Origin of the sequence: Photobacterium gaetbulicola, from assembly GCF_003025515.1 — a bacterium.
GTDB lineage: Bacteria > Pseudomonadota > Gammaproteobacteria > Enterobacterales > Vibrionaceae > Photobacterium > Photobacterium gaetbulicola.
The window spans coordinates 1-12,595 of record NZ_PYME01000004.1 but is presented as its reverse complement, the minus strand read 5'-3'; the positions used below and the strand labels follow the sequence as shown (position 1 = coordinate 12,595).

11 protein-coding genes and 1 rRNA gene are annotated in these 12,595 nt (G+C 52.5%); 2 read left to right on the top strand and 10 right to left on the bottom strand.

Annotated elements, in window-relative coordinates:
- Position 1: 1 nt before the first annotated feature.
- From C9J03_RS04125 to C9J03_RS04080, 10 genes are all read right to left on the bottom strand, one after another.
- A complete protein-coding gene (locus C9J03_RS04125) occupies positions 2-316 on the bottom strand; it encodes an STAS domain-containing protein (protein ID WP_039465368.1) in 315 nt (104 codons plus the stop codon).
- Between the two features lie 52 nt (positions 317-368).
- Positions 369-2,171: a sugar transferase gene (locus tag C9J03_RS04120; RefSeq protein ID WP_231569063.1), complete on the bottom strand. Its 1,803-nt coding sequence runs from the start codon at positions 2,169-2,171 to the stop codon at positions 369-371.
- 16 nt (positions 2,172-2,187) lie between these two features.
- Positions 2,188-3,264: a glycosyltransferase gene (locus tag C9J03_RS04115; protein ID WP_044622390.1), complete on the bottom strand. Its 1,077-nt coding sequence runs from the start codon at positions 3,262-3,264 to the stop codon at positions 2,188-2,190.
- Positions 3,261-4,703, bottom strand: a complete 1,443-nt coding sequence (locus C9J03_RS04110; protein ID WP_044622391.1) for a GumC family protein — start codon at positions 4,701-4,703, stop codon at positions 3,261-3,263. Before C9J03_RS04110 ends, C9J03_RS04115 begins: the two co-directional genes overlap by 4 nt.
- The gene (locus C9J03_RS04105; RefSeq protein ID WP_039465359.1) at positions 4,700-5,041 is read right to left on the bottom strand and encodes a hypothetical protein; all 342 of its coding nucleotides are present in this window, start codon (positions 5,039-5,041) and stop codon (positions 4,700-4,702) included. Before C9J03_RS04105 ends, C9J03_RS04110 begins: the two co-directional genes overlap by 4 nt.
- Positions 5,042-5,144: 103 nt before the next feature.
- Positions 5,145-6,305, bottom strand: a complete 1,161-nt coding sequence (locus C9J03_RS04100; protein ID WP_044622392.1) for a glycosyltransferase family protein — start codon at positions 6,303-6,305, stop codon at positions 5,145-5,147.
- 1 nt (position 6,306) lies between these two features.
- Entirely contained in the window at positions 6,307-7,002 is a 696-nt protein-coding gene (locus tag C9J03_RS04095) for an acyltransferase (protein ID WP_039465352.1), read from the bottom strand.
- Positions 6,968-8,317: an O-antigen ligase family protein gene (locus C9J03_RS04090; RefSeq protein ID WP_044622393.1), complete on the bottom strand. Its 1,350-nt coding sequence runs from the start codon at positions 8,315-8,317 to the stop codon at positions 6,968-6,970. The genes C9J03_RS04095 and C9J03_RS04090 overlap by 35 nt, the downstream gene beginning before the upstream one ends.
- The gene (locus tag C9J03_RS04085; protein ID WP_044622394.1) at positions 8,317-9,705 is read right to left on the bottom strand and encodes a lipopolysaccharide biosynthesis protein; all 1,389 of its coding nucleotides are present in this window, start codon (positions 9,703-9,705) and stop codon (positions 8,317-8,319) included. Before C9J03_RS04085 ends, C9J03_RS04090 begins: the two co-directional genes overlap by 1 nt.
- On the bottom strand, positions 9,702-10,853 hold the full coding sequence (locus C9J03_RS04080) for a glycosyltransferase (protein WP_044622395.1): 1,152 nt from the start codon (positions 10,851-10,853) through the stop codon (positions 9,702-9,704). Before C9J03_RS04080 ends, C9J03_RS04085 begins: the two co-directional genes overlap by 4 nt.
- A 169-nt stretch (positions 10,854-11,022) precedes the next feature.
- Between C9J03_RS04080 and C9J03_RS04075 the strand changes: the two genes are divergently transcribed.
- Together C9J03_RS04075 and C9J03_RS04070 are read left to right on the top strand one after the other, a co-directional pair.
- Positions 11,023-11,937, top strand: a complete 915-nt coding sequence (locus C9J03_RS04075; RefSeq protein ID WP_052260854.1) for a glycosyltransferase family 2 protein — start codon at positions 11,023-11,025, stop codon at positions 11,935-11,937.
- Positions 11,938-12,370: 433 nt separating this feature from the next.
- A 16S ribosomal RNA gene (locus C9J03_RS04070) occupies positions 12,371-12,595 on the top strand; the annotation flags it as partial.

The following is a 12,595-nucleotide window of genomic DNA, read 5'->3' as shown; positions in this document are numbered from 1 at the left end:
ATTAACATAACTCCGCCGAGGTGATCAGCGGGATCACCTTGTCGATCCTTAACATTTTCATCAGCTGCCGCGGCTGACCGTTAACATTGAGTAGGTGTAAGCTTTTTCCTCTGCATTTTAGCCGTTTATACAAGAAAACGATGGCACCAATACCACAGGAGTCAATAAAGTGCACTTCAGTCATATCGATGATCATCTCATCGTTGTCGGTTTGGCTCAGCATTTCGAACTCCGGCTCCATCTGGCGGGCAAGGTGGGCATCGAACTCATCTTGGAGCCTCAAGCCGATATTGGCCTTTTTTACTGTTTGGTTCATAACTAGCCTCTAGGTTGTTGTGTTTATTCAATAAATACAAGAGCTGTGCCAACTATTGCCCGCGTCGACTCACCATGATGTAAATGGTTTTAAAAATAATGAACAGATCCATTTTGAACCACTGTAGCGGTGAACTAAGAGCCAAGGCATAGGCGTGATCAAAGGCGATTTTATTTTTGACGTCTTCCAGGCTGTTGTCATAGCCCTGGCTGACTTGCGCAAGGCCGGTGAGCCCGGGCTTCAGACCTGCGGTTCGCTCGAGGTAAAATGGCAATGCATTTTGCAGCGAGCCACAAAATTCAGGTCGCTCAGGCCTTGGCCCGATCAATGCCATATCGCCATTGAGGACATTGAGCAACTGGGGCAGCTCATCGAGCCGGGTGACACGCAGAAAGTGGCCGATGCGGGTAATGCGGGAGTCATTCTGCCGGGCCCATACTGCCCCAGATTTCGACTCTGCATGGTTGAACATAGAGCGAAATTTAATAATTTCAAACAGCTCGACTTGTTCCTCGCTGATCCGGCCGACACGCAGCTGGCGATAGAAGATGGGGCCAGGGGAGTCAAGCTTGATCAACAAGGCGATCAACGGCCAGACCGGTAACGTTAATACCATGCCGATTGATGCCAGCAAGATATCACTAGTGCGCTTGAGTAGCTGGGTCGACAGGGCCTGGTAGTTTGACAATGGGGGGAGGTGGCGCCAGCCACTGCGAAAGTGGCCCAGCAGGTAACGGAGCATACCTATCAGAGAGGCTGCATAGCTGCTGACAAAATAATGCAGTTTATCGGTAGCTTTGCTGGACACGCCAAATAGCGGCAGGGTGGCAGCGATATACCCTGCTGCCTGCAGGACTATCAGGGCTAGGGCTAAGGCTGAACCCTGGATGGCCAAGCTAAGCGAGAGTAACAAGTATCCGATCAAAATGAAAGGCATGACGGTTCTCATGGCTTTGCCCGATGTGAAAAGCCAGCGCGCACCATGATGGGAGTGGCGAAACACGAAGCGGCAGCGGATCAGTTGCTGCAGATTGCCGGCACCAATGCGTTGGCGGCGCTGGTAGGTATCCTGAGCGGTGGATGGGGAGAGTTCGACACTGTTGATATAGTGGTTGAACTGGACCTGGAAGCCTTGCTTGATCACCAGCATGGTCTGGATGAAATCATCATTGATGGTATCTTCCGGCAAGTAGGAAAAAAGCGGGGCGCGGACAATATAGAATGCCCCATTGCCGCCCATGACACTGCCGAATTTTGCTTCTGTCTGGCGAATTGAGTTCTGCCACTGCCAGTACTGTTGCTCACCGCTGGTGGCTTCGGCCAATAGGTAGTTACAGGTCAAGGCCCCGATTTTCGGATTGGTGAAGCTATTGGCGGCTTGGCGAAGGGCATCAATGGAGAGCAACGCCGAGACATCGGACATGGCGATCAAATCCGCTTGGTCTCTAACCATGCTGAGCAGCTGGTTGATGCGTATCACTTTGCCTTTGTTTTCCGTTTCAACGATGCACTCTAGCTGAATCCCTGCTCCGGCATACTTGGCTTGCCATGCTTGTACCAGCGCGGCGGTATTGTCACTGCAACCATCGCAGCAGACCCAGACAGAGAGCTTTTCGGCTGGGTAATCGAGCACCACCAGATTGGCTAGCTTGGCGTCGATAAACTCTGCCTCGTTATGGGCTGGAATCATGATGGCGACCGAGGGAAGTGTTTTGGCCTCGGAACAAGGCCCTGTGGTTGCCTCCGCTTGTGCAGAGTCTGGCGCTGTTCGCCCCAGAAATACCATCAAAGCGGTATAGATGATGTGGTGATAGATAATCACGGCAGTCATTGCGAGTAGTATTATCCAGCTCATAGTCATAGTGATTTCGTTATCTTTTTCCGAGCGATTCATATGAAGCCGTCATTTCTCGAACATCGGCTAACAGACGGATATATTGGGTTGTTTGCTGGCAGTCATGGCTAGGTATACGGAATTTCTCCTCTAAGCTCAGGGCCAGTAATGCGGGTTGTTCTGGCGGGAGCAGGTGACCGCTGTGAGGGCAGATCAGGTCAGGGATCCCGCCGACATCAGTGGCGACAACAGGCTTGCCGCAAGCCTGGGCTTCAAGCAATGCCAGGGGCAGCCCCTCCTGGCGGGAAGGCATGCAGAACAGGTCGATGGCGCGGTAGAAATCCAGCATGTTGTCACAGCGGCCGAGCCAGTGAACGCGGCCCGCCAGCCCAAGCTGCTGCGACATGTTTTGCAGCTTTTCTCGTTCCGGGCCGTGGCCTGCCACAACGACGTGGTAGGCCTCTGGTAGCTTTGCCAGCGCTTCGAGCAGGGTATCTAGCCCCTTTTCATGGACCAAGCGACCGGCACAGCCAATGAGCCGTTTATCCGTGGGTAGCAACAGGCGTTGCCTTGCCTGGTTGGTTTGCCCCGGGCAATAGTGCTGGGTATCGATCCCGTTGACAATGACATGATCGGCGGTGATCCCCCGGGCTTTGAGGTGGGCGGCAACGCGCGGCGCGTCGGCAACAAGCTGGATACTGCTGCCCATCAGCAGGCTACGGGTGAGCAAGCGCTGCTTGGCATCATCGAGGTGCCAGCTGTCGTGTTCTGTTTGGATGTGGGTGATCCCGCTGAGCCCGATACACGCCATACGACTGTAGAGTAACGGGCCCAAGTGGTGGGAATGGACTACATGGGCTTGCAATGAGCGGATAAGGCGGCGCAGTGTGAAAACGGTTTTCACGCTGCGACCAGAAGGTTTGCCGAGGAAGAATAAGCGATCCGCAAGGGGGGCTAGCTCGGGCCATTGTTCGATAGCTTGCGCTTTGCAGCCTTCCAGTGCGACGACGTACACTTGATTGTCGGCAGAGGCAAATCGCACCAGGTTGAGTACCAGTCGCTCAATACCGCCGGGACTTAGATGCTGGACAACCTGAAGAGTCGTAGTGGTCATGCTGTCTCCTCGGGAAAGTGGGGAATGCGTATTAGCACGGGGGCCTTGGCCAGACGGACGATCTGCTGGCTTTGGTACAGTCGGGTATCAAGCAATTGCACTGCGCAAACCAGTGATAGCCCGAGGCCGAAACCGACCACAATCCCCATGGTGAAGTTGAGCCACCACGGCCAGTTCAATGGCTGGTTAGGGACGCTGGGACGTGCAATGATCTTGAGTTTGTCGGGTTCTTCGAAACGCCCGAGTTGGCCGGTTACCTTGGCCATTTCGTAGCGCTCGAGTAGCTGGTTGTATATCTTGGCCTTGACGTCATAGTTGCGCTGCAGCACGGTCAGCTCTTTTTCCAGTTGGGTAAACTCGACCCGTTTTCTCTCCAAACGTGATGCCTGGGCCTGGAGCAAGTTGAGCTCCCCCTCCAGCGATTGGATTTGGCTTTCTGCCTGCTGCAGTTGTTCGAACTGGCTGATCAGCAGCGGTTGGTTAGGGTTATCGAGTTGCTGAGTATTGCTGGCGATGCGCTGCCAGAGTTGGCCAATCTCTTGAGCATTGAGTGATTGTTGCTGGTCAACTAAGCGCGAACGCTCTTGCTTCAGGCGATTTAGCTGGCGAAGCACGGCCTTGACCGAAGAGTGGAGATCGGTATAACGGGCCCTGAGTATGGTCAGCTCAGCTTCGGCTTTGACAATCTCCGCTTCGAGCATCCCAACAATAGGATTGGTACTGGCAAGGCGGCCATAGAAGTTATCGCGTTTGGCGTGGGCGTTGAGCAGTTCGCGTTTGGTCTCTTGGATAAGGGTGTTTATCTGGGCATCATTTTGGATTCGGCTTCCTTGTAGCTGGGGGAGGTTGCCGGCATTGTCTGATTTGAACGTCGCCAGGGCGCTTTCGGCATTTTCCAAGTCGGTCAGGGTTGCTTCGAGCTGCTGCTGGAGAAATTGCTCGGAGTTGTCAACCGAGGCACGGCCTGGAGCGCGTAGCTTATCGAGAAACAATGCTGAGAGCTTGTTGAGAATGTGCGGCATTTCCGCGGGTGTGTGCCAATTCAGGCCTAATTGAACCAAGTCACTGCCGACCAAGTTGACACTGAGATTGCTATTGAGCTGGCCGACAACCGTATTGAGTTGGCTTTGGTTACCGGCAGGAGAGAGTCCCAAGTCGATAGCGACTTGCTCCAGCACAAATTGGCTGTGGAGTAACACCCGCAACGCTTTGATCCGTTTTTGGAGGTTCATCGAAATTGACAGGTCTTCCAAAAAGGGATTTAGCATCGCGGCTTCCTGAACCAGGATTGTGGTTTGGGCGAAATAACGCTTGGCCTTCACGGCACCGCCAGCCGTCATGAGCAAGGGCATGATGACCATGGGAAGCAGCAGCAGGTAGCGATGATTCCACAGCGCCTGCAGTAGCGGATACAGCTTGGCGAAGAGTTGGTGTCTCATGGCGATTGTCTTTGCAAAACTAGGGTATCGGCAATCTGACTGGGCGCATATTCCAGGTGCAGTGGAATGCTTTGGCTCTCCGCCAACTTGCTGACAGCATGGATTCGTTTCTGGCCCTGCATCAATGCATCAAAAGGATTGGCCAAGTCTGCCGGCGCCACTTTGGCAATTAACTGGTGATAGGGATTGTCGGCCAAGAATTGACTAATTTTTCTTTGTTGTTCGGACGTCAGCGAGATTTGCTCCGGGCTGAAAAAAAGTGTCAGGCTAGTCAGAGGTGGGGGCGAGGCGCAGCCAAATACCAGTAGGCAGCCGATGACAACCAAGATTCTTTTCATGCATCCCCCTGAGGTATTAAATTGCTACTACATATATTGGTAGCAAAAAAAGTGCCCGAAGTTAGCTAAATTGTAATCTGACGCCTGAAATCATTGACATTACTCAGGGGCTCAGCCCCTGCTGAATGGCCTCGACGGCTTGTATCGCACGGTGATCCCAGCTTTCATTTGCTACGGCTCTATAGGCTTGTCGCGAATAGCTCTGTCTTTGCTGGGGTGTCCACTGGATGTAGTGGTCGATAGCGGTCAACCACTCATCGGTGCTGGTGGCGGTGGTGATGACGGAATGGTAAGGAAGCGTTGCGGGATAGCGGCTGCTGATCACTGGGCAGCCCGCGGCTAGATATTCTCTGAGTTTTAATGGGTTACATGCCTGAATTTGCTCATTATCAACAAAGGGTAGGATAGCCATGGTCCAGTGTTGCAGGTAGCGGGCTAGCTGGTGGTGGGGCTTGGCGGGTAATAAGATGATATTTCCTTGCTGGCGCAATGTCTCGATATCACTATCTTGGCGGCCGATAAAGTAAAAATTGAAATTGGGCCGGGCCTTGGCAAGCCTGAGCAGCAAGGGCTGATCCAGCCAGGCATTAAGGCTACCATAGAAACCGATACTGGGCCGCGATAGGTCGATATCATCAGGACAATCGGTTGGTTTTGCAAAATGCGACAAATGTACCCCGTGCGGTAGCAGAACGGTTTTGCTGGCGGGAAATCTTTCTTGAAGGGCGGGGCTACAGGCAAAAATGAGATCAGCCCGAGCTACCAAGCGCTGTTCGGCCCTGGTAGCCTGTTGGTGATCGACGCCAGCCAGAGCGGAAAAATCATCGCCACAGTAATACACGACTAAATCGCCGTCGCAGATATCGAGGTAATCAACCGCACTGGGTAGCGCCGCCCAAATTATCCGCTGGGATTGCTTTGCATTGAGGTGCCGTCTGAGTTGCCGTTTGAGTAACTGCCTGTTGAGGTGCCTGAGCAATGAAGATTGTGCCATTGGCCATACCATTGGCTTGGTGATGGTTGCTGGCTCTAAGGCCGTCAGGCTTGGTACGGTTGCTTTAGGGCACGGCCGAGCGCTTAACTTCGGCCTGGCGGCGCAGATTTTTTCCCATACCCGCTTGAGATCCCTGCGGGTCAGTGTCGGTTGGCGTAAGCCGATGGAGTTGATCCAATGGACCGGATACTTTTCCCCGATTGCCTGCAATATGTGTTGGCTGCTGGAGGGGTGACGCCCCCAATCCTCGCCGAAAACCAGAAATTCCATCTCAGTACTCCAGCGGCTTGATCACTCGAGCCGGGTTTCCTCCGGCGAGCACGCCGGGGGGGATGTCTTTTGTTACGACACTGCCTGCGGCGATCACGCTTGCTTCACCGATGGTAACGCCGGCCATCACCATGACGCCGGTGCCAAGCCAGGTATTGCGGCACAGATGAATATCACCTACCTGGTTCTCGGTGTCCGGCTGGCCATCAGCCCGGGCGATGGGATCGATAGGGTGGCCGGGAAAACCGGCGAGAAAGACTTGACCGGCAAGCCTGACATTGTCGTCAATCCGAATGGTACGCCCCACCGCAAGGGTGTTCTGCCAGCCGATATCGACATTGTTCCCCACGATAAGCCGGGGCTTTTGCTGCCCCCATGCCCGTCCGCAGTAGGTTGCGATACCGGAGAGGCGGCATTGTTCGCCGATTTGAATATCCAGCGGGCCAAGGACTTGTGGCATACCACAAGCGAGGTGGAGTTGGCGTGGCCGGTTGGCGAGGCGGGAGATAAACATGGGGGTGAAGTAGCACTTTTGCAAAATGCAATGCAAGCTTTGCTTAACAGCAAGGTGCAAGTGATATATACAACGGTGCACTCCCGGAATACAAGGAAAGTAGCATCCGCGTAACTGACGGATCCCGTTTTTAAGGAGCGCAAGGTGGCTAGGTGCCAGATGGGCCTTGACGAACGCGCGCATGGTTAGCCTCCTGATTAAGGGTTAGTCTATCTAAAGCCAGTAACAGGCCGATCAATATATACAGCGGCCAGGTGGTACCCTGGGTGAGGAAAGTGCCGCCGACACAGAATGACAAGGTGCCAAGCCACAGCCCCTGCGCCAGTGGTTTCATTTCATGAGCCTCAAGCCGTTTGAGAAGCTGGTAGCTGACACGCAGGGCTCCGATAAGCATAAGCAGGAATAATACCAGCCCGACAAAACCTGTTTCCGATAGGATCTGGAGCCAGGTGCTGTGTACCGCATGGTTTTTGCCATCCCAGTGCGGCGAATAGAAGTAGTAGTTATAGAAGAAGTTGTTGAGGCCAACGCCGGTGAAAGGGTTGCTGATAGCCATGTTGAAGGCCGCTTGCCAAGCGTAGATACGGCCCATCGCCGACTCATCGATGCCAGCTTCGGCAGCGCCGCCTGAGCTACGCTCGCTGATCCCCGCCAGTAGCACCAAGGCCAGTAGTCCGATCCCGCTGATAACGGTAGGCAGCACAATCGAGCGGCTTCTCATCAGGGCCATAGCAAAGACGACACTGGCAATCCCCAATAACCCGCCGCGGCTTTGGGTCGCCAGGACGCTCATGATCATGGTGAGCAGCACCAGCACCGACAAAGCCCGTTGCCACTTCGGGCCGTGGAAGCTGTACGCCATGGCAAATGAAACCGGGAACTGTAGCACCAAGGCCAGATCATTGGGATCGCCGAGCATTGAACCGATATCCCGACTGATAGTGACCCGAGTGCCTTCCACCAGGCCGATGCCATTGGCTTTGTTGAAGAGGGCCAAACCACCAATCAGCAATCCGCTGAGCAATAGCAGGTAAGGAATGATTTTGAGCTGTGCCAGCCGCTGCGGTAGCCAACTGATAGCGAAGACCATGATCACTATTTTGATGAAATTGCCATTGAGGCTGGCGAAGGCTTCGCCCCGATTGGTCGCAAATACGCAGGAGACCAGTACCCAGCCGCTAAACAGTAAAATCAGGGTCTGTAAGCGATGCCAGCAGATCGTCTCTCTCTGCGACCAGAGCTGCCAGCCCAGCCCTGCCAGGCTTGCCAAGGCTAACAGTTGGGGGATCTTCAGTGGCATCAGTACTGGGAAGGCTTCATGGATCCTGAAATAGGAGAAGATGATAAAGCCGACACAAACCAGAAAGGCTTGGCTGATGACAAAAGGCAAAACGAATAACAGGCTAACGACTAACACCAAGTTACCGTGAGACATCCAGGTCAGACAAATCAGGCAACAGCTGGTCAGCGCGAGGAGCCATTGGTTTGGTCGCGTCATTAGCCGCTCCCCAAGCCTTTGTTAAGCCCTGACGGCTCTCTTTTTTTGGTTATTTGCTTGCCAAGCCATGGCCAGCTGACTTGGATGGCCAGTAATAGCAGGCAGAGCGCCTCATACATGATAGATAATTGAAAGTGACTGAACAGTAGCATGGCCACAAGAGCATAACTGGCACCCAATCGATAGAGTGGGTAGGGCAGGCGAAGGTAGTGTTGGCTCCAGCCAAAAAAGAGGCCGGCCCGCACCAGCTGCAAAGCGATACTCGCCCAGATAAAGGCATAAAGGCCGAAATTGGGCAGGATGAATAACAGCAGTAATACCGCACAGCTGGCGCTGATCACGCCTATCAGCATGATGCTTTTGCCGTCTTTCTGGAAATAGCAGCCGATATTGAGCAATGTGCTGGCATGTTTGAACATGATAGCAATGCCCAGTAGGGGCAGTATGTTGGCGCTGGCATGAAATTCGGGCGGAAGCCATATCAGCAGGAAGCGAGAGCCGATGGTGATGATCCCCGCGGCAACTAGGCTGCTTAGCTGGCAGCCAAGGACGCTGATCGTGGCGGCGTGTTGGCGATCGGCTTGAGTGCGCAGTAGACCAAAGCGCTTGGGAAACCACCACAGCCCGAATGGCTCGAGCAACAAGCTGGCAGCGATTGCCCACTGGATAGCGATGGCATAGGGGGCGAGGGAGGCCAGTCCCAGCGTTTGTGCTATTGCCCAGCGTTCAGCTCCGAGCACCATGAAGTTAAGCACTCCCGACAGGGTAATTGCCCAGCCATATTTGAGTAGCAACGAGTTATTGCCCAGCTTGGGAGAGGGAAAGCTTTTGGCTAATACGATGACTTGCACTATCTGGGCAACCAAGCCCGCAGCCATGATCCCCTCGATGCCGTAATGGGGAGCAAGGAGGACAATCCCTACTCCTTGGGTCAGGGCAAACACAACCTGGGCGGTAACAAAATGTGTTGCTTGGTTGCGGATCCGCAAAATGGCCAAGGGCACGCAGCAAAGTGTATTGAGAAACAGGGTAACGAGCAGGCAGCGGAGGGCAAACTCGTCAGGCATGCCGGGCAGGACCTGCTGTATTTGAGGTACCGCCAATTGGCCGATAATAGTTAGCCCGCCGGCAATTGTGAGTATGAGCCCAAACGCCGAGCTGAAAATGGTCATTGGCTCTTGTTGTTCATGGGCAAAGCGGTAGATAGCATCGCTGATCCCAAATGACATCGCTAGTGTCAGTAAGCAGCTCAGGGTGACTAGCACATCCAAGCGACCAAACTGTTCCGATCCCAGCCATTGGGTGACAAAGGGCTGTAGTCCCAAAGCGATGAGCTTGCTGCTGATCAACCCAACGGCGTACACCGTCATCGTCATGGAGACGTTCATGAAGCTTCTACTTGGGCAGAGAGCTTTTGGGCCTGTGTTCGAGCAGTAAATTGATCCATGACCCGTTTAAACGCCTTTTCCCTGAGCGGAGCGAGTGCCGAGGCCGGCTGGTGGCGGAGATATGCCATGGCGTCGGCCAGTGCGGAATGATCATTCATGGGAACCTGAAGGCCATATTGTTTTTCGAGGATTTCATCGCATCCAGATAAGTCAGTTGTTATGACAGGAAGGCCCAATGCCATTGCTTCTTTGATAACAAGTGGGCCAGTATCTTTATCACCATTGGGGGCGATGGTGAATGGGGCGACAAGGGCTTTGTAATCATTGGCGTGCTGGCGGTACCAAGCTGATTCCTTATGGCCCAAAAAATGAACTTGCGGACGGTTGTGAGAATTAAGCCCGAGTTGATAGGCGAGTTGGTTGAGGCCCGGTCGCAGCGGACCGTCTCCAACAATATCCAGATTGGTATCAGGGGGGAGTTGGCTTAGTGCATAAAGCAATGTACCAAGTCCTTTCTTCTCAACCAATCGGCCAATGAACAAGAAGTCTTTCTTTGGCTGCCAATTGGTATTGAGTGGTGGATATTGGGATGCGTCAATACCGCAAGGTATATGCAAAACTGGACTTTTTGTTGCAGTTTGCAGTTCATTTTGCATCTCTTTGGTGACAGCGCAGATAAAACTGGCGGCTTTCAGTTTGCTGTCAATGTCCTGTGGTGTGGCATAGATATCAGCGCCGTGGCCGACAAAAGAGACAGAAATATTGAGCAGCTTTGCCGCGACAATTGCCGTTGCCGTGCTGTGCCAGGCAAAGTGGGCATGGAGATGTTCGCATTGGTCTCTCTTGGCCAAGTAAGCCAGCTGCAGTCCTTGTCTTAGTAGTGACAAGTATGTAAACCCTTTTTGCTGTCTGAGAAATGTGTGGCAGCGATGAATGTTCCACAGCCCTTCAAATGGGTAGGTTGGTGCTGTGGATAGGTAGCGGCAATGTTGCTTGAGCTCGTCGTCCGCAGGCTGGAAATGCTGTCCTGGACTGAAGGCATAGGTCTGGACTGGATGCCCCAGTGCTTTCATTGCCCTGATCTCAACACCAACAAAGGTTTCGGATAACGTTGGGAATACCGGTATCACATAACCAATCTTCTTCATTGCTCAATCCTCGCGGTGTCTTTGCCCGAGCTAGAGGTGGCTGCTTGAGCACTATCTCTTGGGCTTCCAGGCAAGTGCTCCCCTTAATCACATATCCAATATTGATGCCAATACGCATTGGCGTGTCGATTGCATTGATTAGCGAGGTAAATTGACAGAGGTGAATCGGATGAGCTCAGAAGCAGAAGTGAGTGTTGTTATTCCAAATTATAATTGTCTGCCAACGCTACCACGTGCCATCGAAAGCATCAGGATGCAAGGAATACCAGTTGAGATCATAGTAGTGGACGATGGTTCAACCGATGGCTCACGTGAGTGGTTGGCTAGGCAAGTGGACATCACATTGTTGTTGACAGAACGGGCGGGGGTGTCGCAAGCAAGAAACGTTGGGGTTTCGCATTGCTCCAATGAGTTAATTGCTTTTCTTGATGCTGATGACTATTGGTTGGAAAACAAGTTACCCCAGCAACTATCGTTGCATCAACATTTCCCGGAGCTGGTATGTAGTTTTACCGATTACATGCATGTGAGTGAGGCAGGGCGGCCTATTATCAGCTGTTTTGAATATTGGCCGCGCTTTAGGAAGCAAATAGGCAATAATCCAGTCGTGGTCTTGACGTCGCTTACCCCATTACTCTATGCCGAGAACGTGGTCGGTACCAGTACCGTCGTCGTAAGAAAGCAAACCCTAATCGAGGTTGGGGGGTTCGATCCTTACTTGAAATCGGCTTCTGATTGGGATTTGTGGTTGAAAGTAGCAGAGCAAGGTGCCGTTGGGGTTCTTAATACTAACTTTTGTCATTACATTTCAGATAGAGCTGATGCAATAAGTCGTGATCATAACAAGCGGCTCGAAGCGATGAAGCGTATCCTTGACCGGCACCGTCCTAAAGTTAGCAAACACCCAGCGGAACTGCTGGCGGGGTATTTGCGCTGGGTGACAGGGAAGGCGGAATATAATCGGCTGAAGAAAGCCTATTGCTATGCGGCCTGCCAGGAGATCATGGTGCTGTGTTTCCAGCCGAGTAAACGAAGAGTGAAAGCCGCAGGGCGGGATATATTGAGTGTTTTGACGCTAAAGTAAACCGGTTTGGATTGCCTGGTTTGTTTTTTGTTCGGTCGGCGTTTTTTTTTGTTTTTATGCTTGCCAATAATAAATCTCTCCCTATAATGCCGCATCACCGACACGGAATACGGCAACTTATTAAGCCGGAGACGTAGCGGTAAGGGAATCCACTCTAAAAAAAGAAATTTTCAAAAAGTGTTTGACACTGAGGATTGATTGGATAGAATGGCTGCCCTGTTCAACGAGAGATTGTTTCGATAATCACTGATAATACGTTGAATATATTGTTCTTTAACAATTTGACCATGCAATCTGTGTGGGCACTCGTGAAATGATAGTCAAAAAGAATTATCAATGAAACTGAGTGACCAAATCGAATCGTAAGATTCGGCACAGTCAATTCATTCATTACTTCGGTAATGGATTAACAGTATTCATTGAGCCAAAACTTTAATTGAAGAGTTTGATCATGGCTCAGATTGAACGCTGGCGGCAGGCCTAACACATGCAAGTCGAGCGGCAGCGACATACACAATCCTTCGGGTGCGTTTATGGGCGGCGAGCGGCGGACGGGTGAGTAATGCCTGGGAATATGCCCTGATGTGGGGGATAACCATTGGAAACGATGGCTAATACCGCATAATCTCTTCGGAGCAAAGAGGGGGACCTTCGGGCC

Coding starts and splice junctions, on each gene's coding strand:
- C9J03_RS04095 (WP_039465352.1), bottom strand. CDS start 7,002: ATGCGCGCGTTCGTCAAGGCCCATCTGGCACCTAGCCACCTTGCGCTC.
- C9J03_RS04075 (WP_052260854.1), top strand. CDS start 11,023: ATGAGCTCAGAAGCAGAAGTGAGTGTTGTTATTCCAAATTATAATTGT.
- C9J03_RS04085 (WP_044622394.1), bottom strand. CDS start 9,705: ATGAACGTCTCCATGACGATGACGGTGTACGCCGTTGGGTTGATCAGC.
- C9J03_RS04100 (WP_044622392.1), bottom strand. CDS start 6,305: ATGGAATTTCTGGTTTTCGGCGAGGATTGGGGGCGTCACCCCTCCAGC.
- C9J03_RS04105 (WP_039465359.1), bottom strand. CDS start 5,041: ATGAAAAGAATCTTGGTTGTCATCGGCTGCCTACTGGTATTTGGCTGC.
- C9J03_RS04090 (WP_044622393.1), bottom strand. CDS start 8,317: ATGACGCGACCAAACCAATGGCTCCTCGCGCTGACCAGCTGTTGCCTG.
- C9J03_RS04110 (WP_044622391.1), bottom strand. CDS start 4,703: ATGAGACACCAACTCTTCGCCAAGCTGTATCCGCTACTGCAGGCGCTG.
- C9J03_RS04115 (WP_044622390.1), bottom strand. CDS start 3,264: ATGACCACTACGACTCTTCAGGTTGTCCAGCATCTAAGTCCCGGCGGT.
- C9J03_RS04125 (WP_039465368.1), bottom strand. CDS start 316: ATGAACCAAACAGTAAAAAAGGCCAATATCGGCTTGAGGCTCCAAGAT.
- C9J03_RS04120 (WP_231569063.1), bottom strand. CDS start 2,171: ATGAGCTGGATAATACTACTCGCAATGACTGCCGTGATTATCTATCAC.
- C9J03_RS04080 (WP_044622395.1), bottom strand. CDS start 10,853: ATGAAGAAGATTGGTTATGTGATACCGGTATTCCCAACGTTATCCGAA.